Genomic DNA, 24,264 nt, shown 5'->3' with positions numbered 1-24,264 from the left:
GACCCAGGCCGCCAGCGACTCCGGCTCGGTGAGCGCAGCCGTCGCCGACGCCCTCCGGGTCGTCCGCGACTCCGGCCTGCCCTACGAGCTGACCTCGATGTTCACCACGATCGAGGGGGAGTGGGACGAGGTGATGCCGGTCATCAAGGCGGCCTGCGACGCCGTCGCCGAGCACTCGCCCCGGGTGTCGCTGGTGGTCAAGGCCGACCTGCGCCCGGGGTATACCGGTCAGCTCACCGAGAAGGTCGAGCGCGTCACCGACCGTCTCGCCGACGGCTGAGTCCCGCGTCCGGCGCTGCGCGACTGCAGCAGATATGTCGCCCGCCGACGCGATGCCACGACATGACCGGTGCAGTCGCGCCCTTCCGAGCCGGTGGGACGGTCGGCGACCGAGATCCTCGAGGTCAGGCGAGCAGGCCGAACTGCGAGGCCAGGAAGAGCAGCGTGAAGCCGACGAGGAAGACCAGGCCGACGTAGGACAGCACCCGCATGGTGCCGGACAGCTGGCGCTCGCTGCGGATGATCGAGAAGTTGAGCCACGCGAAGACCGGCGCGGTGAGGAAGGCGCTGACCATCGCGAAGCGCAGCATGTCGGCCAGCGACGCGCTCATCCACACCACGATCGCCAGCGCGATGAGCGAGATCCCGGTGATCCACAGGTCCTTGGAGCGCCGGCTCATCGACTCCTGCCCGCGGATGAGGCGCAGCGACTCGGCGGCCGCGCGCCCATACCCGTCGACGACCGAGATGACGGTGCCGAACATGCAGGCGAAGGCGATGAGCGCCATGAGCGGGACCGCCCACTGCCCGATCGCCGCGCCGTACATGCTCATGAGCTGCGGGATGTAGGCGCCGCCGGCCATCTGCAGCTCCTGGCCGCTGCCGTACTGCACGAAGACGCCGAGGCCGATGAAGAAGACCGCGAGCACGGTGGAGACGACGTAGCCGGTGTTGAAGTCGAAGAGCACGTCGCGCACCGCGAGCCGCCGCCCCTGCGCCTTGGCCTTGACCCACAGCGAGTTCAGCGCGCTGATCTCGATCGGCGCCGGCATCCAGCCGATGACCGCGACGAGGAAGGGGAGGGTCGCGAGGGTCCAGGGGGAGGGGTCCTCGAAGCCGGGCTGCCGGACCGCGCCCTGGCCCGCCGCCATGACCACCGCGACGACGGTCGACAGGGCGAGGGTCACCATGATGATCTTGGTGACGCCGTCGAGGGCCTTGTAGTGGCCACCGACGAGCAGCACGAGGGTCACACCGAGCAGGACCGTCGCGAGCAGGGGCACGCCCAGGCCCCACGACGCGGGCAGCAGGTAGGCGAGGATCACGGTGCACAGCAGCGCGACGCCGGCGGTGGAGATGACCGAGGACACGGCGGCCAGCACGAAGAACACCCAGAGGTATGCCTTCCCCCGCCGGGCATACCCCTCGACCAGGCTGCGTCCGGTCTCGGCGGCGTACTGCGGGCCGAAGCGGAAGAAGGGATACTTCAGCACGTTGGCCAGCACGATGAGCCAGACCAGCTGCCAGCCGAAGAGCGCCCCGGCCTGGGTGGAGGAGATGAGGTGGGAGGCGCCGATCGCGGCCGAGGCCGCCAGCAGCCCCGGCCCCATCGCGGCCCACGGCTGCCCCAGGTGGAGCGGCCGGTCGCTGCTGTCGTGGTGGAGTCCCCGTCGATCACCATGGCCCGCACGCTAGCACCGCGGCGGCTCGCTGCGGCCTTCCCGACCTGGAGCCACCTCGTCCCGGACGCCCGGCTCAGCGCAGGTCGCGGTGCTGCCGCGCGCGCAGCGGCTTGACGACCGGCCGCCGGCCCCGGTGCCGCTGCACGGCCAGCTCGTAGGACTCCACGAGCGACTCGGTCGAGGCCCGCCAGGAGTGGGTCTGCGCGTCGGCCCGCGCGGCAGCGCCCATCCGGCCCTTGAGCTCGGGCTCGAGCAGCACCCGGCGGAGGCGTCGGCATACCCCGCCGTGTCGCCGGGCTCGACGAGGAAGCCGGTCACGCCGTCCTCGATGACGAAGGGGATCCCCCCGGCCCGCGCGCCGACCACGGGCACGCCGCTGGCCATCGACTCCAGCGCGACCAGCCCGAGCGTCTCGGTGGTGGAGGGGAAGGCGAAGGCGTCGGCGCTGGCGTAGGCCGCGGCCAGCTCCTGCCCGGCGAGGTAGCCGGTGAAGACCGTCGGCGTCCCGGCGAAGAGCCGCTCCAGCTCCTCGCGCGCCGGCCCGGAGCCGACGAAGGCCAGCCGCACCCCCTCGGCCGCCAGCTCGCGGATCGGCTCCAGCAGCTGGTCGAGGTCCTTCTCCCGCGACAGCCGCCCGACGTAGAGCACGAGCGGCGCCTCGGGGTGGCCCCCGGTGAGCAGCTCGCGCATCTCGCGGGTGCGCCGCGAGGGGTGGTAGGTCACCGTGTCGACCGCCTTGGGCCACAGGTCGACCTCGCGGATCCCGACCTCCCGCGCCCGGGAGACCATCTGCGCGGAGGTGCACAGGTTGACCTCGGCGAGGTTGTGCATCCCCGTGATCCAGGCCTGGCTCGGCGCGCGCAGCAACGAGAGCCCGTTGCCGAGCCGGGTGGTGTAGGACGGCACGTCGGTGTGGAAGCTCGCGAGCAGCGGCAGGTTGCGGCGGCGGGCGGAGATGACGCCGTAGGCGGCGAGCCACACCGGGTTCACCGCGTGCACGATGTCGGGGTGGAAGGCCTGCATCTCGCGGGCGATGCGGGCGGTCGGGAGGCCGACCATGATCTCGGGGTACCACGGCTGGAAGGACACCGAGCGCACCTTCACGACGCGGTGCGGCCCGTGGTGGGTCGGCGGCTCGCCCGGGGCGAAGACCAGCGCCTCGTGCCCCAGCTCGGTCAGCTGGTCCAGGGTGCGGGTGACGCGGGTGACGACGCCGTCGACCTTGGGCAGGAAGACCTCGGTGAACAGCGCGATCCGCATGGGGTATGCCTGGGCCCGCGTCAGGCGGGATGCTCCGCGCGGTCCCCGGCGCGGTCTCCTGGGTTGCCCTCGACGGACACGGCGGCACCCGCCCCGGCGAGCGCGGAGCGGGAGGCCGGGACGCCGGCCTCCTGGGCCGAGGTCCAGGTCGAGGTGCACGGGATCTTCTCGAGGTCGGCGCGGTCGGCATACCGCCGGGCGACGTCCTCGACCTCCATGAGCAGGCCCTCCTCGAGCAGCGTCGGCTCCAGGCCGAGGTCGAGGAAGGTCTCGTTGTGCACGTGCAGCTCGTTCTCCGCCGCCTCGTGCCGCGGGTTGGGCACCAGCTCGACCTCGGCGTCGCTGATCCGCGCGACCAGCTCGGCGAGGTCGCGCACCCGGTGGGTCTGGGTCATCTGGTTGAAGATCTTGACCCGGTCGCCGCGGGCGGGCGGGTTCTCGACCGCGATCTGCACGCAGCGCGCCATGTCGCGCAGGTGGATGAAGGCTCGGGTCTGCCCGCCGGTGCCGTGCACCGTGAGCGGGTAGCCGACCGCGGCCTGCATGAGGAAGCGGTTGAGCACCGTGCCGTAGTCGCCGTCGTAGTCGAAACGGTTGATGAGCCGCTCGTCGCGCAGCGTCTGGTCGGTGTGCGTGCCCCAGATGATGCCCTGGTGCAGGTCGGTGATCCGCAGCGCGTCGTTCTTGGCGTAGTAGGCGAAGAGCTGCTGGTCCAGGCACTTGGTCATGTGGTAGACCGAGCCCGGGTTGGTGGGGTAGAGGATCTGCTGGTCGACCTGCGCGCCGTCGTCACCGGTGATCTGGACGTCGAGGTAGCCCTCGGGGATCGCCATACCGGCGGTGCCGTAGCCGTAGACACCCATGGTGCCGAGGTGGACCAGGTGCGCGTCCAGCCCGGTCTCGACCAGGGCGCACAGCAGGTTGTGGGTGGCCCCGGTGTTGTTGTCGACGGTGTAGCGCTTGTGCCGCGGCGACTTCATCGAGTAGGGCGCGGAGCGCTGCTCGGCGAAGTGCACGACCACGTCCGGGCGCTCGGTCTCGAGGAAGGAGCGCAGCCCGTCGTAGTCCTGCGCCAGGTCGATGTCGCGGAAGCGCATCTGCTGCCCCGACACCTCGTGCCACGCGGCCAGCCGCTCCTCGATGCCGGCGATGGGGGTCAACGACTGCGCCCCGAGCTCCTCGTCGATCCGGCGCCGGACGAGGTTGTCGACGATGACGACCTCGTGGCCGAGGTCGGACAGGTGCAGCGCCGCGGGCCAGCCGCAGAAGCCGTCGCCGCCGAGCACAGCGATCAACACGTGGGGAGCTCCTTGCCGTCGGGCACGCACCGGTCGGCGCGTGGGGGTCAAGGTATCAATGCCGCCCGGGTATGCCGTGTGCCGCGGTTGGCGGCGCGGTGAAAAGGGCTGGGGCGTCCGCGCCAGACCAGGCACGATGGGGGCATGGGTCACGTCGACGTCGCCGCGGTGGGCTACACGCTCCCCGACGGCAGGCCGCTGCTGCGCGACATCGGCCTGCGCCTCGGCGACGGGGCACGGGTCGCCCTGGTGGGACCGAACGGCAGCGGCAAGACCACGCTGCTGCGGATCGTCGCCGACGAGCTGCGCCCGCACGAGGGCTCGGTCTCGCGCAGCGGCGGGCTGGGGGTGATGCCGCAGTTCATCGGCACGATGGGGCGGGACACCGCCGGGGCCGAACCGCCCACGGTGCGCGACCTGCTCGTTTCGGTGGCGCCGGCGCGGATCCGGGACGCGGCGCGGGCGCTGGAAGCCGCCGAGCTGGCGATCATGACCGTCGACGACGAGCCGGCCCAGCTCGCCTACGCCCAGGCGCTGGCCGACTGGGCCGATGTCGGCGGCTACGAGCAGGAGACGCTCTGGGACGTGTGCACGGTGGCGGCCCTGGGCATACCGTTCGAGCAGGCGCAGTGGCGGGGCACCGACACGCTCTCCGGCGGGGAGCAGAAGCGGCTGGCGCTGGAGGCGCTGCTGCGCGGGCCGGACGAGGTGCTGCTGCTCGACGAGCCGGACAACTACCTCGACGTGCCCGCCAAGCGCTGGCTGGAGGAGCAGCTGCGCGCCAGCCCGAAGACCATCCTGCTGATCAGCCACGACCGGGAGCTGCTGGCCCAGGCCGCGACCCGGGTGGCGACGCTGGAGCCGGGCGCGGCGGGCAGCACGCTGTGGGTGCACCCGGGCAGCTTCGCGACCTGGCACCAGGCCCGCGAGGAGCGCAACGCCCGTCTGGAGGAGGCCCGGCGCCGCTGGGACGAGGAGCACGCCAAGCTGCGCGAGCTCATGCTGCGCTACAAGGCCAAGGCGGCCTACAACGCCGACATGGCCAGCCAGTATCAGGCGGCCCAGACCCGGCTGCGCCGCTTCGAGGAGGCGGGGCCGCCGGAGGCGGTCGCCCACGAGCAGCGGGTGCGGATGCGGCTGCGCGGCGGCCGGACCGCCAAGCGGGCGGTGATCTGCGAGGACGTCGAGCTGACCGGGCTGATGCGGCCCTTCGACCTGGAGGTCTGGTACGGCGACCGGGTCGCGGTGCTCGGCTCCAACGGCTCGGGTAAGTCGCACTTCCTGCGGCTCCTCGCCGCCGGTGGCAGCGACCCCGAGCCGGAGCACCGGCCGGTCGGTGACGTCGTGCCGGCGCCGGTCGGGCATACCGGCGTGGCGCGGCTGGGCGCCCGGGTGCGGCCCGGCTGGTTCGCCCAGACGCACGACCACCCGGAGCTGCGCGGGCGGACCTTGCTGGAGATCCTGCACCGCGGCGACGAGCACCGGCGCGGTATGCCGCAGCAGGAGGCCGCGCGGGTGCTGGACCGCTACGAGCTGGCCCGGGCCGGCGAGCAACGCTTCGACTCGCTGTCCGGCGGCCAGCAGGCGCGGGTGCAGATCCTGCTGCTGGAGCTGTCCGGCGCGACCCTGCTGCTGCTCGACGAGCCGACCGACAACCTCGACCTGCACTCGGCCGAGGCGCTGCAGGCGGGCCTGGAGGCCTTCGAGGGCACGGTGCTCGCGGTCACCCACGACCGGTGGTTCGCCGACTCCTTCGACCGCTTCGTCGTCTTCGGGGCCGACGGGCGGGTGCGGGAGACCGACGGACCGGTGTGGAGGAGACCAGGGTCGATCGCGCCCGGTAGCGGGCATACCGGCGCTCAGATGACGTGGGGGCTGTCAGCCCTCCTCGTCCGGCCGGGTGACGAGGGTGACGGTGACCTCGGCCCGTTCGCCGTCGCGGATGTAGGCGATCGTCGCCTCGTCGCCGGCGCCGCGCTCGCGGACCTGGCCGACCAGGGCGGTGGAGCTGGTGATGGGTTCGTCGTCGATGCCGACGATGAGGTCGCCGCTCTCGAGCCCGACCTCGGCGGCCGGCGAGTCCGGCTCGACCTGGGTGACCACGGCGCCCGAGACGGTGGCGCCGTCGGTCTCGGCCGTGGCGTCGTCCAGGCCCACCCCGAGGAAGGCATGAGTCGCGGTGCCGGTCTCGATGAGCTGGTCGGCGATGAGCTGCACCTTGCTCGACGGGATCGCGAAGCCGATGCCGATGGAGCCGCTCTGCCCGCCCATCGCCGAGCCCAGCGAGGCGATCGAGGAGTTGATGCCGACCAGCTCGCCGGCCGCGTTGACCAGAGCCCCGCCGGAGTTGCCCGGGTTGATCGCCGCCGACGTCTGGATGGCGTTGGTGAAGACCGCGGAGTTGGGGTCGGCGGGGTTCTGGCTCGAGCCCTGCGTGGTGACCGGCCGGTCCAGGGCGCTGACGATGCCGGTGGTGACCGTGCCGGACAGGCCGAGCGGGTTGCCGACCGCCATGACGGGGTCGCCGACGCCGAGCGCGGAGTCGTCGCCGACCGCGATCGGGGTGAGCTCGTCCGGCACCGAGTCCAGCTGCAGCACCGCGAGGTCGCTGGAGGGGTCGCTGCCGACGACCTCGGCGGAGTAGGAGCGACCGCCGGGCAGCGTGACCTGCACCTCCTGGGCACCCTCGACGACGTGGGAGTTGGTGACGACGTGCCCCTCGTCGTCCCAGACCACGCCCGACCCCGAGGCCTCGCCCTGGGCGCCGGCCACGGCGATGGAGACGGTGCTCGGCGTCACCGCGTCGGCCACGGAGGCCCAGTCCTGCTCGCCGGTCAGCGACACGGTCGTGCCCTCGGCGTCGCCGGAGGCCTGCTCGTCCTCCGTCTCCTGGGTGCTCTCCTGCGCCGCCTGCCCGGAGCCGTCCTCGGCGAGCTGGATGGCGGCATAGGTGCCGCCGGAGGCGAGCAGCGCCGCGAGCACGCTCGCCACCGCGATGTCGCCGACGCGGCGGCGCTCTCGGCGGGGGGCGGCCGGGGGCGCCGCGGGGGGAGCCTGGGTCGCGGAGGTCTCGGCCTGGGATTCTTCGGCCCGGGGGCTCTCGGCCCGGGACTCCTCGGCCCGAGAACCCTCGGCCCGGGGGACCGGCGCGGTGGCATCCGGGTGGATGGGGCTGGTGGCGTCGGCCCGGGACGCTTGGTCGGCGCTCCGGTCCTGCGGGTCGTGCTGTGGCGTCGTCATGGTCCGATGACATCACGCCGACGTCAGGGGAGCCTGGGCAGAGGCTATGAGTTCCCTGGACGCCGGTCCGCGGGCAGCTCGACCCGGAAGGTCGCGCCACCCCCGGGCGTCGGGGTGTGCCGCACCGACCCCTGGTGGCGCCCGACGATCGCGGCGACGATCGCCAGCCCCAGCCCGGTGCCGCCGGAGGCCCGGCTCCGAGACTTGTCGGCCCGGTAGAACCGCTCGAAGACGCGGTCGGCCGTGCCGTCGGACAGGCCCTGCCCGTGGTCGCGCACCTCCACCACGACGCGCTCGCCGGTGCGCCCCACGGCCACCTCGACCGGGGTGCCGTCCGGGGTGTGCGCCAGGGCGTTGGCGACCAGGTTGGTCAGCACCTGCCGCAGCGCGCCGTCCTCGCCGGTCACGACTGGTGCGGCGTCCGGCTCGGCCCCGTCCAGCGGCACCAGCCGCACCGCGCGCTGCGGCGCCCGCACCCGCGCGTCCTGCACGACGTCGGACGCGAGCACCGTGAGGTCGACCCGGGTGGGGGCCATTTCCGGCTGGGAGTCCCACCGCGTCAGGGTCAGCAGGTCCTCGACGAGCCGGGTCATCCGGGTGGCCTCGTCCTCGATCCGGCGCATCGCCCCGGCGACGTCCTCGGGGTCGGTCATGGCGCCGAAGCGGTGCAGCTCGGCATACCCCTTGACCGTCGCGAGGGGGGTGCGCAGCTCGTGCGAGGCGTCCGCGACGAAGTCCCTCATCCGCTGCTCGGAGGCCTCGCGCACCGCGAACGAGTGCTCGATGTGCGCGAGCATCCCGTTGAGCGACTCCGAGAGCGAGCTGACCTCGTCCCGCGCGCCGGGCGGCGGGATGCGCCGGGTGAGGTCGCCGGCCGCGATCGCCGCCGCGGTGTCCTCCATCCGGCTCAGCGGGCGGAAGGCGCGGCGCACCGCGAACCACCCGAGCACCCCGACGACGACCATCGTGGTCAGGCCGATGACCACGGTGAGGAAGGCCAGCTGCCGGGCGGTGCTGTCGACCTCGTCCAGCGGCAGCGCGACCGCGATGGTGCCGGTGAAGACGTCCTGCCGCTCGTCGAGCGGCACCGCCAGGACCCGCCAGGTCCCCACCCCCTCGGTGCTGCCGACGGTGAACGGTGTCCCGAGCCGGTCGTCGTCGAGGTCGACCCGGCGCAGGTCCGGCGTGTCGTCCATGCCGCGGGAGGCGAGGGTGATCGTGCGCGAGGAGCGCTCCCCCGGGGTGAGCAGGATGTAGTAGGAGTTCGGCGGCAGCCACAGCTCGGCGCTGGAGCTCTGCTGGCCGGTCGCGTCCTCCAGCAGCTGGGCCGACACCCGCTCCGCGAGCGGGTCGATGTAGGTCTTGAGGTCGGCGTCCACGCGGTCCACGAGGTAGCCGCGCAGCATCGTGATCGTGACCGAGGTGGTGAGCAGGTAGGCCGCCAGGACCAGCAGGACCAGCACGGTCACCAGACGTCGGGTCAGGGACAGCCGGTGGAGCTTGGAGTAGGCGGCGCGGCGCAGGTGCTGCAGCACGGGAGGGGTATGCCGCCTCAGCGCGGCTCGCGCAGCACGTAGCCCACGCCGCGCTTGGTGTGGATGAGCGGCTCGCCGACGACGTCGATCTTGCGCCGCAGGTAGGAGATGTAGGACTCCACGATGTTCATCTCGCCGCGGAAGTCGTAGTCCCACACGTGGTCCAGGATCTGGCTCTTGGAGAGCACCCGGCCGGGGTTGAGCATGAGGTAGCGCAACAGCTTGAACTCGGTGGGGGAGACCTCGATGACCTTGCCGGCCCGGCGCACCTCGTGGCTGTCCTCGTCGAGCTCGAGGTCGGCGACCCGCAGCGCGTGGTCGTCACCCTCCTCGGCGACCCGGGTGCGGCGCAGCACCGCGCGGATGCGCGCCACGACCTCCTCCAGGCTGAACGGCTTGGTGACGTAGTCGTCGCCGCCCACGGTCAGGCCCTTGATCTTGTCGTCCAGGGAGTCCTTGGCGGTGAGGAAGACGATCGGCAGGTCCAGGCCGCGCTCGCGCAGGGTGCGGGTCACGGTGAAGCCGTCCATGTCCGGCAGCATGATATCGAGCACGGCGAGGTCGAAGTCGTGCTCGCCGGAGAGCTGCAGCGCGCTGCGCCCGTCGGCGGCCGCGTGCACCGCGAAGCCGGCGAAGCGCAGGCTCGTGGTAAGCAGCTCCCGGATGTTGGTCTCGTCCTCGACCACCAGCAGGGTGGCCTCCGGTTCGGTCGCAGTGGCACTCATGGTGAACACAGTGGTCATGTTGGCTGAGAATATACTGGGAGTAATCTGGGTGTTGCGGAACAAGGACCTGGACGCTTTGTCATGGTTGCGTAGACTCTGAGGCACATGGTTGTGCCGTTCCCCGGGGGGGGGTGTCAGCGCTGACGCTCGCTTGGACGCTCTCGGTAGTGGGGGCTTCACCGTCGAACGCCATCGAAGTTGAGTACCCAAATGAAGGTGGGGAGTGGCGCTACGGTTACAGTTGGCAGAAAGCCGTGTCTCGGTACAACCATCCGTCGCAGTGTCACGGGTCTACTGTCACAGACCCGAATGGTGCCGAGAGCAGGAGCATCCAGACGGCTGCAGGTAATTTCTCGGAGGCGGGCCTGTGGTGGAGCTGGAATAGGAGTTACTATTACTGGCTCTGCTGATTCAGCAACACCAACTGAGCGGGGTGCGCGGTGCGGGCGAAAAAGGGTCGCCCGCACCGTGCCGGTCGGAGAGGGAGATCGTGAACAAACTCGTGATAGCGGCCGTTGCTGCTGTAACAGCACTTCTATGCTACGTGGCAGCGACTTTCATGGCCATTGACGAGCAGTTGCGACCCCTGGGGGCGACTGTCAGCATCAGCGTGGATGTTGGTGATCCGCCACCTGCCAAGCGCGAGTTTGTTGCGACTCTGGAGAGGGTGGCCGCGGACCGCGGCCTGTTCATCGTCAAGCCCGTTGTGGGGGCGGAGTCGCCGGCCAGAGCTAGGGACCTGTTCGTAGCTGGACCGGAGGCACCTGAAGAGCGCAGGGCATTCTCTTGGTATGACGGACGCCTCCGGGGGGATCTAGTCCCACTGACAGACCTGGGCAGCAGTTCCATGGCGGGAAAGATCTACCTGGTCGGGGCGAGCGATGCGGATCTCTCGGAGGTCGAGGATGCCCTCGGCGGCATCGGCGTGGCAGCCACCAGCTATAGCGTCTCAACCCCCACGGTATGGGCGACCGTGCTGCTCGACACCGGGGCGGGTCCGGCCAGCTTAGCGGGCCTGCTACTCCTGGTTCTTACCGTTGCGGCCTGGTCCGCGAGTCGCGCCCGCCGCAGGGCGCTGTTGGTCCTTCACGGTGAGCCGCTGACCCGTGTGGTCCTCTACGAAGGACGTGCCTTCCTGCGTCTTGCAGCGCCGGCCGGTCTGCTGGTCTCGGTCTGCGCCTGGGCACTCCTGCTCGTGCGGCGCGGACCAGAGCACCTGCCTGGCTACCTCGTCATCTCATCGACGTTGGTAGGGGCGCTGGTAGTTGGGGGGGTGTTATCAGCGTCGCTGAGCACACTGCTCAACCTTCCCCGGGCACAGCACCTGGCCGAACGCAGTGTCCCGCGGCGAGGGCACAAAAGGGCAGCGGACGTCCTCCGATCCTTGACCATGGTGACGGTCGCTCTCGCACTGCCTGCACTGGTGGTCTCGGTCCACGTGCAGCGGCAACAGGCGCGCGGCCTAGAGACCTGGGAGCCGCTGTCGTCCCACGTCGTGACGAGGCTGGGCGGATTATCTATTGAAACCCAGAAGCTTGAGCACGCCGCAGGTGAGGTAATTGCCAGAACTCCGGCCGAGGATTCGGCCCTCAGTTACGTGCTCTTCGAAGAGGATCCCGGTTTCTGGCGAGGCGACAACTTCGATGGTCTGGTGATCGTGGACCAGACCTACCTTGAACTTATGAATCTCGAAGGTGACGTGTCCGCTCTTGAGGGTGTCAGTGACGTCACTCGCTCACAGTTGCAAGCATCCTGGGATCTCTGGTCCGAGCGACCATTGCCCACGATGCAGACGGCCGAAGCTGATTCCCGCTTCTTGGGCGGCGCAGGTGCCCAGGAGTTCAGCAATCTGGAGCGCCCCCTAGTTCTCGTCGTGCCCGACGTCGAGGTGATGAAGCCAGCGTTTGTCCTCTCGGCAATGTCTACGGGCAACATCCTCTTCGAAGACGCCGGTTCGTTGGCGACGCATATCGCTGATGAGGGATTGGGAAGTTCATTGTTATCGATCGAACGCGTTGCTGATGTCGCACTGCTACAAGCACAGCAGGCAGAGCGCGCGGCTCTCCTTCGCACCGTTGCGGTTGGGATGCTCGTCACGGCGTGGCTTGTCGCCGCCTCGCTGGGTGCGCGTGTCTACTGGGCCGTTCGCGCGACCAGGCTCACGGTGAACCGGACAGCCGGACGGCCGTGGCTTGCCCTACTCCGAACCCCCATCATTGTTGACGTGGGGATCGCCCTCGCGGCGAGCGCCATACTGCTGCTGTTCCAGGACCACACACCGGTTGTTCTGGTCACCGCGTCGCTACTGCCCTTCATTGCAGGCATGGTGTCTGCCGCGGTTCATCGTGCGGCAGCGCAGGCCCAGGTCATCTCCGTTCTCACGCGAGCATCCAGCTAGGAAGGGACGTCATGAAACTGTCTGCAGACTCCGTTGCCGTGTCCGTCGGAGGACACGTCGCACTGCGAGAGGTCTCGATCCTGGCAAGCCCAGGTGAGATCCTTGCGCTCGCCGGGCCAAGCGGAAGCGGCAAGACGACCGCTTTGCACGTGATGGGCCTCCTGTTGCGTCCCTCGACCGGCACGATGCTGGTTAATGGTGACGACGCCGGGGGGTGGTCATCACGGCGCAGACTCCGCTTCTGGCGAGATTCGGCCACCTTCGTGTTCCAGGACTATGGCCTCATTCACGAGGACACCGTCCAGGCGAACGTTGAAATCGCTCTGTTGGGGTATCCGCGCCGCGACCGGGCGCAGCGAGCGTGCCGTGCCTTGGGGCGCGTGGGACTGGAGGGTCGCGAAACCGAGCGAGTGGCCGCGCTGAGTGGGGGAGAGAAGCAGCGAGTAAGTCTGGCCAGGGCGATAGCCAAGGAGTCCGCTGTTGTCTTCGCTGACGAGCCGACCGCTTCGCTGGATCAGGAGAACCGGCTGATGGTGCACGAGTTACTGAGGCTTCAGTCCGAACGTGGTGCCACTGTTGTCGTGGCTACTCATGACGAACAGTTGATCGAAGATGCCGACGTGGTGATCGACGTTGGTCAGTCCGACGTCTCGCAGAACCCGGCCAAGTCGTCGGCGTCCACGATCCGGTAGGCATACCCCTGCTCGGCGAGGAAGCGCTGGCGGTGGGCGGCGAACTCCGCGTCCACCGTGTCCCGCGCGACGATCGTGTAGAAGTGCGCGGTCCGCCCGTCGCCCTTGGGCCGCAGCACCCGGCCGAGCCGCTGCGCCTCCTCCTGCCGCGACCCGAAGGTCCCCGACACCTGGATCGCCACGCTCGCCTCGGGCAGGTCGATCGAGAAGTTCGCCACCTTGCTCACCACGAGCAGGCTGATCTCGCCCTCGCGGAAGGCCCGGAAGAGCTCCTGGCGCTGCGGCACCGTCGTCTCGCCGGTGATGAGCGACGCGTCCAGCCGCCCGGCGAGCTGCTCGAGCTGGTCCAGGTACTGCCCGATGACCAGCGTCGGGGCTCCGGTATGCCGTCGCACCAGCTCGTCGACCACGGCGTCCTTCGCCGGGGCGCACGCCGCGAACCGGTAGCGCTCGTCCGGCTCCGCGACGGCATACGCCATCCGCATCGACTCCGACATCGTCACCCGCACCTCGACGCAGTCGGCGGGCGCGATGTAGCCCTGCGCCTCGATGTCCTTCCACGGCGCGTCATACCTCTTGGGCCCGATGAGCGAGAAGACGTCGGACTCGCGCCCGTCCTCGCGCACCAAAGTGGCGGTCAGCCCGAGCCGGCGCCGCGCCTGCAGGTCGGCGGTCATCCGGAAGATCGGCGCGGGGAGCAGGTGCACCTCGTCGTAGACGATGAGCCCCCAGTCGCGCGCGTCCAGCAGGTCCAGGTGCGGGAAGACACCCTTCCGCTTGAGGGTCAGCACCTGGTAGGTCGCGATCGTCACGGGGCGGATCTCCTTGCGCGACCCGGAGTACTCCCCGATCTCGTCCTCGGTCAGTGAGGTCCGCCGCAGCAGCTCCTCACGCCACTGCCGCGCGCTCACCGTGTTGGTGACGAGGATGAGGGTGGTCGTCGCCGATTTCGCCATCGCGCCCGCGCCCACGAGCGTCTTGCCGGCGCCGCAGGGGAGCACGACCACACCGGAGCCGCCGTCCCAGAAGCCGTCGACCGCCTGCTGCTGGTAGGGCCGCAGGCTCCAGTCGCTCGTGTCCAGCTCGATCGGGTGCGCCTCGCCGTCGACGTAGCCCGCGAGGTCCTCCGCGGGCCAGCCGACCTTGAGCAGCTCCTGCTTGAGGTGGCCGCGCTCGGACGGGTGCACGAGCACGGTGTCGTCGTCGATCCGGTCGCCGACGAGGGGCTTGATCTTCTTGTGCCGCAGCACCTCTGCGAGCACGGCGCGGTCGGTCGTGCGGAGCACCAGGCGGGGCTCGCCCGCGCCCTCGCCGGAGCCGACGACCTCCTTGGTCAGCGTGAGCCGGCCATAGCGGGCCATCGTCTCGGCGACGTCGACGAGCAGCGACTGCGGCACGGGGAAGCGGCTGTGCTCGATGAGGGCGTGCACCACCTGCTCGGCGTCGTGGCCCGCGGCACGGGCGTTCCACAGGCCGAGCGGGGTGACGCGGTAGGTGTGGACGTGCTCGGGGGCGCGCTCGAGCTCGGCGAAGGGCGCGATGTCGCGTCGCGCCGCCTCGGCGCCGTCGTGGTCGACCTCGAGCAGCAGGGTCTTGTCGGACTGGACGATCAGGGGGCCGTTCATCGTGCGGATAACGGTATGCCGCCCCGCGCGCATTCCGCGACGCGCGACCACCACCCGACCGGGCGTCGCCTGTGGTTGCCGAGCCAACCCTTCGCGACGCTCGAAGGGGTACCGGCCAACCATTCGCGGCGCTCGGTGGGGAGCTGGGCAACCATCCGCGACGCTCGGTGGGGAAGGCGGGGCTAGACTGGCAGGGAACGACATACGCGCTCCGGGGTCGGTGAAACTCCGAGCCGGCGGTGACAGTCCGCGACCCGACCGCAGCCAGCGGCCGGTTGACCTGGTGGAACTCCAGGACCGACGGTGAAAGTCCGGAAGGGAGGCAGCGCGTGGGTCGGCGGCCTGGCCGTCCGCCCACCCGTCGCGGGCACGCCTCGCGACCCGTGGCGGCGTCGCCGTCGTCCCCGCAGCCTCCCCACGTCCCCGGGCACCGACCTGGAGAGGACGACGGGTGACCGGCCACCACACCCTGCACCCCGCGCCGCCAACGGCCGCGGTCGAGGCCGCGCTGGACCGCGCGGTCGAGCTGGCTCGGTGCGGGCCCCGCCACGACCGCAACCCGCGGGTCGGGTGCGTCCTGCTCGACCCCGAGGGCGTGACCGTGGGGGAGGGCTTCCACGCCGGCCACGGGACGCCGCACGCCGAGGCCGTGGCGCTCGCCGCGGCGGGTGACTCGGCGCGTGGCACGACCGCCGTCGTCACGCTCGAGCCCTGCTCGCACCACGGCAGGACGCCGCCGTGCGCCGACGCGCTGGTCGCCGCCGGCATCACGCAGGTCGTGTATGCCGGTGCCGACCCCACGCACGCCGGTGGCGGTGCCCGGGTGCTCCGGGAGGCGGGGGTCGTCGTGCGCGAGCACCGGCACACCGGGGCCGAGCAGGTCGTGGCCGACTGGTCCCGGGCGGCGACGCTGGGGCGCCCGCACGTCACGTGGAAGGTGGCCAGCACCCTCGACGGCCGGGTCGGCGCGGCCGACGGGACCAGCCGCTGGATCACCTCGCCGGAGTCACGCGCGGAGGCGCACCAGGTGCGGACGCGGGTCGGGGCTGTCGTCGTCGGCACCGGGACCGCGCTGGCCGACGACCCCTCGCTCACCGCTCGGGACCGCGCCGGTCGGCTCCTGCCGGACCAACCGCTCCGGGTCGTCGTGGGCCACCGGGACCTGCCCGCGGGGAGCCGGCTGGGGGAGACGCGGGCGGGGGAGATGGTGCCGGGAGAGGGCAACGCCGACGGCTGGTCGTCGGGAGAAGGACCTCGCGACGACCAGGTGTCGTCGAAAGAGGGGCCGGTGCTGCACCTGCGCACCCACGACCCGGCGCAGGTGCTGGCCGAGCTGCGCGGTCGCGGGGTGCACAGCGTGCTGCTCGAGGGCGGCCCGACGCTGGCCGGGGCGTTCTGGCGGGCCGGGCTGGTCGACGAGCTGCTCGTCCACCTCGCGCCGGCCCTGCTCGGTGCCGGGCCCGGTGCTGTCCCCGACCTCGGCATCGGCACCCTCGCCGACGCCGCGCGCCTGGAGCTCGTCGACGTCGACCGGCTCGGACCGGACCTGCAGCTGCGGCTCCGGTCGGTGCCCGGCCCGGCTACGACCCGGAACGGCTCCGCACCCACCCACAGCGCCGCCTCGGCGTCCACCGGCACCGCTGCTGTTCACGCGGCGTCGAGCGAGCACGCGCATACCCCGTCCGACCAGGAGGTCCCCTGATGTTCACCGGCATCGTCGAGGAGCTCGGCTCCCTCGTCTCCCGCACCGACGGCGCGGACGCGAGCGTCGTCGTGATCCGCGGCCCGCTCGTCACCGCCGACGCCACCCACGGCGCCTCGATCGCCGTCAACGGCGTCTGCCTGACGGTCACGCGGCGCACCGAGGACGGTTTCGTCGCCGACGTCATGGCCGAAACGCTCGCCGTCACGACCCTGGGCGGTCTGGCTGTGGGCGACCCGGTCAACCTCGAGCGCTCGCTCCCGGTCGGAGGCCGGCTCGGCGGCCACGTCGTGCAGGGCCACGTCGACGGCACCACGACGGTGGTCTCGCGCACGCCGGGGGAGCGGTGGGAGGTGGTCCGGCTGGCGCTGCCGCCGCGGTTGGCGCGCTACGTCGCGCACAAGGGCTCGGTCGCGCTCGACGGCGTCTCCCTCACCGTCTCCGCGGTCGGGCCGGACTGGTTCGAGGTCTCGCTCATCCCGACCACCCTCGGGCTGACCACGCTCGGCCGTCGCGGCGCCGGCGAGGCGCTCAACGTCGAGGTCGACGTGCTCGCGAAGTATGCCGAGCGGCTGCTCGACCCGGAGCTCGCCCGATGAGCGCCGTCGCGGCGGTCCCCCGGGCGCTCGACGCGCTGCGCTCCGGTCGCCCGGTGCTCGTGCTCGACGACGAGGACCGGGAGGACGAAGGTGACGTGGTCCTGGCCGCGCAGACGCTGACCCCGGGGTGGACCGGATGGGCGGTCCGGCACACCTCGGGCTTCCTCTGCGCGCCGATGCCCGGCGCCTGGGCCGACCGGCTGGGGCTGCCCGCGATGGTGGCCGACGCCGCCAACGAGGACGAGCTGCGCACGGCATACACCGTCACCGTGGACGCCACGACCGGCGTGACGACGGGCATCAGCGCCGCCGACCGCTGCCGCACGGCGCAGGTGCTGGCCGACGAGCGCAGCACCAACGCCGACCTGCGGCGACCCGGTCACCTCGTGCCGCTGCGCGCCCGCGACGGCGGCGTGCTCGCCCGGCGCGGCCACACCGAGGCCACCGTCGACCTGTGTCGGCTCGCCGGCCTCGCGCCTGTCGGCGTCATCGGCGAGCTGGTCGACGACGAGGGCGAGATGCTGCGCGGTCCGCAGGTGCGTGCGCTCGCGGCCGAGCACGACCTGCCGGTCCTCACCATCGCCGAGCTGGTCACTTACCGGCAGCGGCACGACCGGGTGCAGCGGGTCGCGAGCTCGACGCTGCCGACCGAGCACGGCGAGCTGGTCGTCCACGGCTACCGCGACCTGGTGACCGGCGTCGATCACCTCGCGCTCCTCGGACGCCCCGACCCGGGGCCGAGCCCGCTGGTGCGCGTGCACTCCGAGTGCCTCACCGGCGAGGCCCTGGGCTCGCACCGCTGCGACTGCGGGCCGCAGCTGCAGGACGCGCTGGCGCGGGTCGCTGTCGAGGGTGGCGCGGTGGTCTACCTGCGCGGGCACGAAGGCCGCGGCGTCGGGCTGGTCGACAAGCTGCGGGCGTATGCCGCCCAGGACGGCGGGCTCGACACCGTCGCCGCGCAGGAGGCGCTGGGGCTGCCCGTGGACGCGCGCGACTACTCCGTCGCCGCGGCGATCCTCGAGGACCTCGGGCAGGCCGGGCGGCCGCTGCGGCTGCTCACGCACAACCCCGACAAGGTGAGCGCGCTGACCGACCTCGGCCTCGTCGTGGCGCAGACGCTGCCGTCGGGACGACCGGCGCCGGCCGAGGCACAGGCATACCTGCGGACAAAGGTGGAGCGCCTCGGGCACTCCCCGCACCTGACGACCCCGACCCACGAGACGAGGAGCACAGCATGAGCAAGGCCGGAGCACCCACCCTCAGCGTCGACGGGAGCGGGCTGCGCGTCGCCGTGGTCGCCGCGTCGTGGCACCAGGTCGTCATGGACGGTCTGCTCGACGGCGCCCGGCGGGCGCTGGCCGAGATGGGGGTCGAGGACGTCCGCGAGGTGCGGGTGCCGGGCAGCTTCGAGCTGCCGGTGGCCGCGGCCCGGCTGGCCCGGGAGGGGTATGCCGCCGTCGTCGCCCTCGGTGTGGTGATCCGCGGCGGCACACCGCACTTCGACTACGTCTGTCAGGCGGCGACCTCCGGGCTGACCCAGGTGTCGGTCGAGACCGGCGTGCCCGTCGGCTTCGGCGTGCTGACCTGTGACGACGAGGACCAGGCGCTCGACCGTGCCGGGCTGCCGGGGTCGGGCGAGGACAAGGGCCACGAGGCCGCGACCGCCGCCGTCGCGACCGCCCTGGCCCTGGGCTGAACCGACCGGGCGTCGCGTGAGGTTGCTCGGGCCGGGGATCTCACCCCTGCCGTGGCGGCATCTGAGAGGCTGACGGCATGAGCCGCACCCTGCCGATGACCGAGCCGCTGCCCGGCCAGCCCGACCGGGTGACGATCTACGAGGTCGGACCCCGCGACGGCCTGCAGAACGAGAAGTCCGTCGTGCCGACGCAGGTCAAGGCCGAGTTCGTGCGGCGGCTGCTCGCCGCCGGGCTGGACACGGTCGAGCTCACGAGCTTCGTCCCGCAGAAGTGGGTGCCCCAGCTCGGCGACGCCGAGGAGCTGCTGGACGAGCTGGGTGAGATCGGCACGGGGCGGCAGCGTCCGGTCCTCGTGCCCAACGAGCGCGGCCTGGACCGTGCCCTGGAGCGTGGCGTCACCTCGATCGCGATCTTCGGCAGCGCCACCGAGACCTTCGCCCGCAAGAACCTCAACCGGTCGGTCGAGGAGTCGGTCCAGATGTTCGCGCCCGTGGTCAAGCGCGCGCTGGACGCCGGCGCGTGGGTGCGGGCCTACGTCTCGATGTGCTTCGGCGACCCCTGGGAGGGACCGGTGCCGGTCGAGCAGGTCGTCGACGTCTGCTCCCGGCTCATGGACCTCGGTTGCGACCAGCTCTCGATCGGCGACACCATCGGCGTCGGCACCCCGGGTCACGTGCACCGGCTCCTCGACGCGCTCGACGACGCAGGCATCGGCCCGGAGCAGAGCGCGGTGCACTTCCACGACACCTACGGCCAGGCGTTGGCCAACACCATGACCGCCATCGGCCGCGGGGTCCGGGTGGTGGACGCCTCGACGGGTGGTCTCGGCGGCTGCCCGTATGCCAAGTCCGCCACCGGCAACCTCGCGACCGAGGACCTGGTGTGGGCGCTCGACGGCCTGGGCATCGAGCACGGCGCCGATCTCGACGCGCTCGTGCGGACCAGCACCTGGATGGCCGAGCAGCTCGGCCGACCGGCTCCCTCGCGGGTCGTGCGGGCGCTCGCCGGCGGCTGAGCCGTTCCCGGCGGGGTGTCGGCGGCCTACGATGGGTCGATGCTGCTGGGGGAAGAGCTCATCCTGCTGCTGCTTGACGACCGCACGGGCACCTGGTTGGTCCGGCGCCCGGCCGTCCGTGCGGCGGTGCGGGTGTCGCTCGTGGTCGAGCTGCTCGCACGTCGCCGGCTGGCCCTGGACGACCACGGCGTGCTGGTGGCCGGCCTGAGCGGGACGACGGGTGGCGACCGGTTGCTGGAGCAGGTGGCCCAGCAGGTCGTGGGGCAGCGCCCGGCCGAGCTGAAGCGCCCTCGTCGCGGTGAGGTCGAGGATCTGCTGGCGCGGCTGCGGGGCTCCGGCGCGCTCCGCCGGCGCTGGCTGAACCGCTCCCGGCACCTCCCGCGGGACGCCCACCGTGAGGCGGGCGTCCTCGCCCGGCTGCGCGAGGCGCTGGGGGTGGACCGGCGACCGGACCGGCATACCGCGCTGCTCGTCGCCCTTGTCTTCGAGCTCGGCCTGCTGCCGACCCTCTTCCCTGGCGAGGACGTCCTCACGCTCGACCACCGGGCCGCCGTCATCGTCGAGACGCTGCGGACCGACCTGCACTACTTCCCGTCGACACTGGGTGACGACGCCCGCGAGCGGGTCGAGGGGCGGGACGTCGCCGAGGGCATGGGCGACGTCCTCTCCGGGGTCGGGGAGGCGCTGGAGTTCCTGGACGTGGTGGTCGGCGCCGGCCGGCTCCTGAGCCTGCCGGTGCGCGCGCTGGTGCGGGTGCTCGGCGAGCTCTGAGAGGTATGCCCGTGCTCCCGCGTCCATCGGCGTCGCCGCCCGGTGGTGGGCGGGCCGGTGGCGTGACTGGCAGCCGGTTCGTCACCTGCGAGCCTCCTTGAGGAGGCTCTCGAGTGACCTCGAGGCTCTCGGTGGACGACGCGGTGGTCGGATGATCCGGACACGTGGGATCGGGGCCGCCCGGGGTGGACCGCTCGCGGGTGTCAGGTGCCGGTGATGTCCCGCCGTCGGTAGCCGACCGCGCCCAGGGCCATGAGCGCCACCGCGGCCGCGAGCGTGCCGAGCACGGCGGCCCAGTCCATCTCCTCCACCGGCAGCTGCGGCAGCGCCGCCCACGGGGTCAGCCGCGTCAGCCACTCCGGCAGGCCGAGCGCCGTGCCCACCCAGACCATGAACAGGCTCCACCCGACGACCACCCAGGCGAGCCACGCGCGCCGGGGCGCCCACCCGTGGAGCAGCACCGCGACCCCGAGCGCGACGAGACCGCCCGGTGCCAGGGCCAGCGCACCTCCCGCGGTCTGCGCGACCCAGGACGCGTCCCCGGTGGCCCGCGCCTGGTTGAGCGCGAGGACCGCCCCGACCGCGGCGAGCAGCAGCACCGGCGCGGCGGCGGCGATGACGAGGTGGCTGGCGAGCAACCGGCCCCGGGGCAGGGCGGTCGAGAGCACCAGCTCGGCGTGCCCGCGCTCCTCCTGCTCGGGCAGCCGCCCGAAGAGCTGCACCGCGACCACCGCCATGACGACCGACACGATGCCCAGCATCGCGACGAAGAACGCCTCCGCCAGCTGCTCGGCGCCGCCGCCCATGCGCTCGAAGACGACCCGCAGCTGCGGCACCTGCTCGAGCATGTCGGCGAAGCTCGTCGACAACGAGCCCATGGCGAGAGCGAAGAGCAGCATCCCCAGGCTCCACCCGACGACCTGACCCCGGTGCAGCCGCCACGCCAGGGCGGCGCCGCTGCGCAGACCCGCCGGGGCAGCCGAACGGCCCCGCCGCGCCGCCCACAGCCCGGACCCGTGGTCACGTCGCGCCTCCAGCGCCACGGCGCCGGCGAGCAGCAGCAGGCCGGCCGCCGCGGGCAGCAGCAGCACCCACCAGCGCTCACCGGCATACGGCCGCACCAGCGCCATCCACTGCAGCGGCGAGCCCCAGGCCAGCCGCGACACTGCCTCGTCGCTCGACCCGTCGGCCACCGCGCGCAGGGTGTATGCCGCCGCGATCGTCCACATCCCAATCGCGCGGGCGGTGCGCGCCGACGCGCTCAGCTGGGCGGCGACCGCCCCGACCCCGGCGAAGGTGGCGCCGACGAGCGCGAGACCGGCACCGAAGGCGACGGACCCGGCCACCGGCTCGCCGAGGGCCGTCATGGCCCCGGCCACGAGCACCCCGAGAGCCAGGCAGGCGCCCACGGTGACGAGCATCCCGGCGGCGAGCGGGGCGTGCCGCCCGACCGCGCCGGAGCGCAGCAGCTCGGTGCGCCCGTCCTCCTCCTGGGCCCGCGTCGAGCGGATGATGCCGAGGACGGCCATGATCGCGGTCATCGCGGCCACGAAGGTGCCGACCCGCCAGACGGTGAACCCGCCCGCGGTGGTGAGGTCCACGGGCGGGCCGAGCATCGCCCGCATCGTCGGGTTGGCGGTCATCGTGGTGATGAGGAGGTCGGCGTTGTCGGGGTCGATGATCTGCTCGTAGGCGGCCGCCGTGGCCGGCACGACGACCGTGAGCGCGAGCACCCAGGCGAGATAGAACCACCGGCTGCGCCGAGCCGCGAGCCGGACCAGCTCGCCGAGGCCGGTCACGGCGCCGACTCGTCGTAGTGCCGCAGGAAGAGCTCCTCCAGCGTCGGCGGGGTGGAGGTGATGGACCGGATGCCCAGGGCGGAGAGCCGCGACATCACCGAGCCCAGCTCGGTGTCGTCGACCTGGCACGTCAGGCGGTGACCCTCGATCTGCGCGTCGTGAACACCGGGCGCGTCGGCGACCCCGGCGGGCACCGGCACGGCGAGCTCGGCGACCACGGAGGTGCGCGTGAGGTGGCGCAGCTCGGCGAGCGTGCCGGACTCCACGATCTGCCCCGCGCGGATGATCGAGACCCGGTCGCAGAGGTGCTCGACCTCGGACAGGATGTGGCTGGAGAGCAGCACGGTCCGGCCCCGCTCGCGCTCGGCCTCGACGACGAGACGGAACTGCGCCTCCATGAGCGGGTCCAGCCCGCTCGTCGGCTCGTCGAGGAGGAGCAGCTCGACGTCCGAGGCGAGGGCCGCGACGAGCGCGACCTTCTGCCGGTTGCCCTTGGAGTAGGTCGTGCCCTTCTTGGTCGGGTCGAGGTCGAAGCGCTCCAGCAGATCGGCGCGACGGCCCTGGTCCAGCCCGCCGCGCAGCCGTCCGAGCAGGTCGATGACCTCGCCACCGGTGAGCCCGGGCCACAGCGCGACGTCACCGGGCACGTAGGCCAGGCGCCGGTGCAGCGCGGGTGCGTCCGCCCACGGGTCGCCCCCGAGCAGCCGCGCGGTTCCGGAGTCGGCGCGCAGCAGCCCGAGCAGGACGCGGATGGTGGTCGACTTGCCCGAGCCGTTGGGACCGAGGAAGCCGTGCACCTCGCCCTGCGCGACCGACATGGTGAGCCGGTCCAGCGCCGTGGTCGTGCCGAACCGTTTGGTGACCTCGACGAGCTCGATGGCGTCCACGCGGCCGACGCTACTCCTCGTCACCGCCGCTTCGCCGGACGTCGCGGGGACACCTGCGCGGTCGGAGCGGCGGTATGCCGGGGCGCAGGTCGGTCCGCCCCGGACTACGCTGCGCAGGTGACCGAGGAGACCCCGGCCGGGGTGAGCGCCAGCGACTACCTGCCGCCCACGCACATCAGGGTGCTCAGCCTCGCCCTGATCCGCCACCCGGGCACGGGCGCGCTGTTCGTGACCGAATACCTCGACCCCGCGCGTGACGAGACCCTGCACCGGCCCGCAGGCGGCGGGATCGAGTTCGGCGAGACCTCCGAGCAGGCGCTGCGGCGTGAGTTCCGCGAGGAGTTCGGCGCCGAGCTCGAGGTGGGGGGGCGGCTCGGCGTCATCGAGAACATCTTCGTCTTCAACGGCCGCCCCGGGCACGAGTACATCGTGGTCCACGACGCGACTTTCACCGGCCGGGCGATGCTCGGCGCCGGTCCGTTCCCGGTGCTCGACGCGCCCAGCGACGTCGGGGTGTGGCGCCCGGCGACCGGCGTCGACCTGCCCCGGCTCGTGCCCGACGCCCTCGCCGACCTGCTTTAAGGCCTGCCCGCGCTGGCATACTCACGCGGTATGCCGATGGGCGAGGACGGGAGCTGGCGACCGGGGACGCGCGAGGACCAGCGACGCGAGGCAGCCGCGCGCGGGGACGACTTCGATGTCCGTCTGCTGAGGTGGTCCTCGCCGGTCTTCGCGGTGCTCTTCTGGGCCGGGGTGCTGCTCGGGGTGCGGCAAGGGAGGACCTGGTTCGACGACGGGCTGATCTGGTACGTGCTCTTCGCGTCAGCCTGGACGTTCATGGCCATCGCCTTCTGGTGGACGCACCTGCGCGCACGGGCTCGCCGCACCTGACGCAGGATGCGTGCTCCGTCCCGAGACACGCCCGGGCCGGCCGGCTCAGCCGCGCACATGAACGCCTGAGCCGTTCAGGCCGGGCGGGTCGGTGGCCTGAGGCCTCGCGCGGACGCTGCGGGCGGAGATGCCCGGTCCGCACTGGCATACTCACGCGGTATGCCGATGGGCGAGGACGGGCGCTGGCGCCCGGGGACACGGGAGGACCAGCGCCGTGAGGTAGCGGCGCTCGGTGAGGGCAAAGGTGCTCGCCTGATGAGGTGGGCATTCCCGGTCTTCGCAGCGAGCTTCTGGATCTTCTTCTTCGTGCAATGGTCCTTGGGCAGGCGGTGGTTCGAGGACGGGCTGGTCTGGAACCTGCTCATCGCCGCTGGCTGGACGATCCTGGCAGGCCTCTCCTGGTGGACACACCCGCGCGCGCGGGGCCGCCGCGCCTGACACCGCGGCA

The 24,264-nt window shown here is 72.0% G+C and carries 21 protein-coding genes, 2 pseudogenes and 1 riboswitch; of the genes and pseudogenes, 14 read left to right on the top strand and 9 right to left on the bottom strand.

Translation table 11 applies throughout. The features are described from left to right. Positions 1-19: 19 nt before the first annotated feature. Positions 20-280: pseudogene (locus tag FU792_RS12690) on the top strand (MTH1187 family thiamine-binding protein); the annotation flags it as partial. Positions 281-404: 124 nt separating this feature from the next. Here FU792_RS12690 and FU792_RS12685 read toward each other — a convergent pair. From FU792_RS12685 to FU792_RS12675, 3 genes are all read right to left on the bottom strand, one after another. Then, a complete protein-coding gene (locus FU792_RS12685; protein ID WP_202980378.1) occupies positions 405-1,610 on the bottom strand; it encodes an NRAMP family divalent metal transporter in 1,206 nt (401 codons plus the stop codon). Between the two features lie 81 nt (positions 1,611-1,691). Further along, positions 1,692-2,942, bottom strand: a complete 1,251-nt coding sequence (locus FU792_RS12680; RefSeq protein ID WP_238705987.1) for a glycosyltransferase family 4 protein — start codon at positions 2,940-2,942, stop codon at positions 1,692-1,694. Positions 2,943-2,962: 20 nt separating this feature from the next. Then, positions 2,963-4,240 carry an NAD-dependent epimerase/dehydratase family protein gene (locus FU792_RS12675; RefSeq protein ID WP_022925164.1) on the bottom strand — a complete coding sequence of 426 codons (1,278 nt, stop codon included), beginning with the start codon at positions 4,238-4,240 and terminating at the stop codon, positions 2,963-2,965. Between the two features lie 144 nt (positions 4,241-4,384). Between FU792_RS12675 and FU792_RS12670 the strand changes: the two are divergent. Further along, positions 4,385-6,084: pseudogene (locus FU792_RS12670) on the top strand (ABC-F family ATP-binding cassette domain-containing protein). Positions 6,085-6,118: 34 nt separating this feature from the next. Here the strand turns inward: FU792_RS12670 and FU792_RS12665 are convergent. The 3 genes from FU792_RS12665 to FU792_RS12655 are packed head-to-tail and all read right to left on the bottom strand — an operon-like array spanning position 6,119 to position 9,740. After that, entirely contained in the window at positions 6,119-7,480 is a 1,362-nt protein-coding gene (locus tag FU792_RS12665; protein ID WP_084485172.1) for a S1C family serine protease, read from the bottom strand. Between the two features lie 44 nt (positions 7,481-7,524). Then, positions 7,525-9,015, bottom strand: coding sequence for a sensor histidine kinase (locus FU792_RS12660; protein ID WP_022925166.1), 1,491 nt, complete (start codon positions 9,013-9,015; stop codon positions 7,525-7,527). Between the two features lie 17 nt (positions 9,016-9,032). Beyond that, entirely contained in the window at positions 9,033-9,740 is a 708-nt protein-coding gene (locus tag FU792_RS12655) for a response regulator transcription factor (RefSeq protein WP_028131047.1), read from the bottom strand. Positions 9,741-9,871: 131 nt separating this feature from the next. Here FU792_RS12655 and FU792_RS19305 point away from each other — a divergent pair, with 131 nt between their 5' ends. The 3 genes from FU792_RS19305 (at position 9,872) to FU792_RS12640 (ending at position 12,830) form a co-directional block, all read left to right on the top strand. Continuing rightward, positions 9,872-10,150: a lactococcin 972 family bacteriocin gene (locus FU792_RS19305; protein WP_084485173.1), complete on the top strand. Its 279-nt coding sequence runs from the start codon at positions 9,872-9,874 to the stop codon at positions 10,148-10,150. Positions 10,151-10,230: 80 nt separating this feature from the next. Continuing rightward, positions 10,231-12,138, top strand: a complete 1,908-nt coding sequence (locus FU792_RS12645; RefSeq protein ID WP_149814808.1) for a hypothetical protein — start codon at positions 10,231-10,233, stop codon at positions 12,136-12,138. Between the two features lie 11 nt (positions 12,139-12,149). Beyond that, the gene (locus FU792_RS12640; protein WP_022925169.1) at positions 12,150-12,830 is read left to right on the top strand and encodes an ABC transporter ATP-binding protein; all 681 of its coding nucleotides are present in this window, start codon (positions 12,150-12,152) and stop codon (positions 12,828-12,830) included. On the opposite strand, the gene FU792_RS12635 is transcribed toward FU792_RS12640, so the two are convergent. Beyond that, positions 12,776-14,455, bottom strand: a complete 1,680-nt coding sequence (locus tag FU792_RS12635; RefSeq protein WP_022925170.1) for a DNA repair helicase XPB — start codon at positions 14,453-14,455, stop codon at positions 12,776-12,778. The two genes, FU792_RS12640 and FU792_RS12635, sit on opposite strands and share 55 nt — an antisense overlap. 202 nt (positions 14,456-14,657) lie before the next feature. Then, positions 14,658-14,788, top strand: a riboswitch (FMN riboswitch). Between the two features lie 118 nt (positions 14,789-14,906). Between FU792_RS12635 and ribD the strand changes: the two genes are divergently transcribed. The 6 genes from ribD to FU792_RS12605 all read left to right on the top strand — a co-directional run bounded on the left by ribD (position 14,907) and on the right by FU792_RS12605 (position 20,239). After that, positions 14,907-16,157 (top strand): bifunctional diaminohydroxyphosphoribosylaminopyrimidine deaminase/5-amino-6-(5-phosphoribosylamino)uracil reductase RibD, encoded by a 1,251-nt coding sequence (ribD, locus tag FU792_RS12630; RefSeq protein ID WP_022925171.1) that lies wholly within the window; start codon positions 14,907-14,909, stop codon positions 16,155-16,157. Continuing rightward, entirely contained in the window at positions 16,157-16,756 is a 600-nt protein-coding gene (locus FU792_RS12625; protein WP_022925172.1) for a riboflavin synthase, read from the top strand. Before ribD ends, FU792_RS12625 begins: the two co-directional genes overlap by 1 nt. Beyond that, positions 16,753-17,994: a 3,4-dihydroxy-2-butanone-4-phosphate synthase gene (gene ribB / locus FU792_RS12620; protein WP_022925173.1), complete on the top strand. Its 1,242-nt coding sequence runs from the start codon at positions 16,753-16,755 to the stop codon at positions 17,992-17,994. Before FU792_RS12625 ends, ribB begins: the two co-directional genes overlap by 4 nt. Continuing rightward, positions 17,991-18,452, top strand: coding sequence for a 6,7-dimethyl-8-ribityllumazine synthase (gene ribH, locus FU792_RS12615; RefSeq protein WP_022925174.1), 462 nt, complete (start codon positions 17,991-17,993; stop codon positions 18,450-18,452). The genes ribB and ribH overlap by 4 nt, the downstream gene beginning before the upstream one ends. Positions 18,453-18,529: 77 nt before the next feature. Next, entirely contained in the window at positions 18,530-19,468 is a 939-nt protein-coding gene (locus FU792_RS12610) for a hydroxymethylglutaryl-CoA lyase (RefSeq protein WP_022925175.1), read from the top strand. Between the two features lie 39 nt (positions 19,469-19,507). After that, entirely contained in the window at positions 19,508-20,239 is a 732-nt protein-coding gene (locus tag FU792_RS12605) for a GOLPH3/VPS74 family protein (protein WP_033418896.1), read from the top strand. A gap of 203 nt (positions 20,240-20,442) precedes the next feature. Here the strand turns inward: FU792_RS12605 and FU792_RS16825 are convergent, their stop codons facing one another. After that, a complete protein-coding gene (locus tag FU792_RS16825) occupies positions 20,443-22,038 on the bottom strand; it encodes an ABC transporter permease (RefSeq protein WP_022925177.1) in 1,596 nt (531 codons plus the stop codon). Next, complete coding sequence (locus FU792_RS12600; RefSeq protein ID WP_022925178.1) at positions 22,035-22,925, bottom strand: ABC transporter ATP-binding protein; 891 nt, start codon at positions 22,923-22,925, stop codon at positions 22,035-22,037. Before FU792_RS12600 ends, FU792_RS16825 begins: the two co-directional genes overlap by 4 nt. 117 nt (positions 22,926-23,042) lie before the next feature. Between FU792_RS12600 and FU792_RS17370 the strand changes: the two genes are divergently transcribed. From FU792_RS17370 to FU792_RS12585, 3 genes are all read left to right on the top strand, one after another. Then, positions 23,043-23,507, top strand: coding sequence for an NUDIX domain-containing protein (locus FU792_RS17370; protein WP_022925179.1), 465 nt, complete (start codon positions 23,043-23,045; stop codon positions 23,505-23,507). Between the two features lie 30 nt (positions 23,508-23,537). Then, positions 23,538-23,816: a hypothetical protein gene (locus tag FU792_RS12590; protein ID WP_028131049.1), complete on the top strand. Its 279-nt coding sequence runs from the start codon at positions 23,538-23,540 to the stop codon at positions 23,814-23,816. 255 nt (positions 23,817-24,071) lie between these two features. Further along, complete coding sequence (locus FU792_RS12585) at positions 24,072-24,254, top strand: hypothetical protein (protein ID WP_149814807.1); 183 nt, start codon at positions 24,072-24,074, stop codon at positions 24,252-24,254. Positions 24,255-24,264 lie beyond the last annotated feature (10 nt).

Source organism: Serinicoccus marinus DSM 15273, from assembly GCF_008386315.1.
In the GTDB taxonomy this organism is placed as follows: domain Bacteria; phylum Actinomycetota; class Actinomycetes; order Actinomycetales; family Dermatophilaceae; genus Ornithinicoccus; species Ornithinicoccus marinus.
This window is presented reverse-complemented; position numbering and strand designations above follow the sequence as displayed.

Excerpts from the sequence above, each read along its gene's own strand:
- FU792_RS12665 (WP_084485172.1), bottom strand. The coding sequence starts at position 7,480 with ATGACGACGCCACAGCACGACCCGCAGGACCGGAGCGCCGACCAAGCG.
- FU792_RS12680 (WP_238705987.1), bottom strand. The coding sequence starts at position 2,942 with ATGCGGATCGCGCTGTTCACCGAGGTCTTCCTGCCCAAGGTCGACGGC.
- FU792_RS12610 (WP_022925175.1), top strand. The coding sequence starts at position 18,530 with ATGAGCCGCACCCTGCCGATGACCGAGCCGCTGCCCGGCCAGCCCGAC.
- FU792_RS12590 (WP_028131049.1), top strand. The coding sequence starts at position 23,538 with ATGCCGATGGGCGAGGACGGGAGCTGGCGACCGGGGACGCGCGAGGAC.
- FU792_RS12605 (WP_033418896.1), top strand. The coding sequence starts at position 19,508 with ATGCTGCTGGGGGAAGAGCTCATCCTGCTGCTGCTTGACGACCGCACG.
- ribB (WP_022925173.1), top strand. The coding sequence starts at position 16,753 with ATGAGCGCCGTCGCGGCGGTCCCCCGGGCGCTCGACGCGCTGCGCTCC.
- FU792_RS12585 (WP_149814807.1), top strand. The coding sequence starts at position 24,072 with ATGAGGTGGGCATTCCCGGTCTTCGCAGCGAGCTTCTGGATCTTCTTC.
- FU792_RS12640 (WP_022925169.1), top strand. The coding sequence starts at position 12,150 with ATGAAACTGTCTGCAGACTCCGTTGCCGTGTCCGTCGGAGGACACGTC.
- FU792_RS12625 (WP_022925172.1), top strand. The coding sequence starts at position 16,157 with ATGTTCACCGGCATCGTCGAGGAGCTCGGCTCCCTCGTCTCCCGCACC.
- FU792_RS12685 (WP_202980378.1), bottom strand. The coding sequence starts at position 1,610 with ATGGGGCCGGGGCTGCTGGCGGCCTCGGCCGCGATCGGCGCCTCCCAC.
- FU792_RS12655 (WP_028131047.1), bottom strand. The coding sequence starts at position 9,740 with ATGAGTGCCACTGCGACCGAACCGGAGGCCACCCTGCTGGTGGTCGAG.
- ribH (WP_022925174.1), top strand. The coding sequence starts at position 17,991 with ATGAGCAAGGCCGGAGCACCCACCCTCAGCGTCGACGGGAGCGGGCTG.
- FU792_RS12635 (WP_022925170.1), bottom strand. The coding sequence starts at position 14,455 with ATGAACGGCCCCCTGATCGTCCAGTCCGACAAGACCCTGCTGCTCGAG.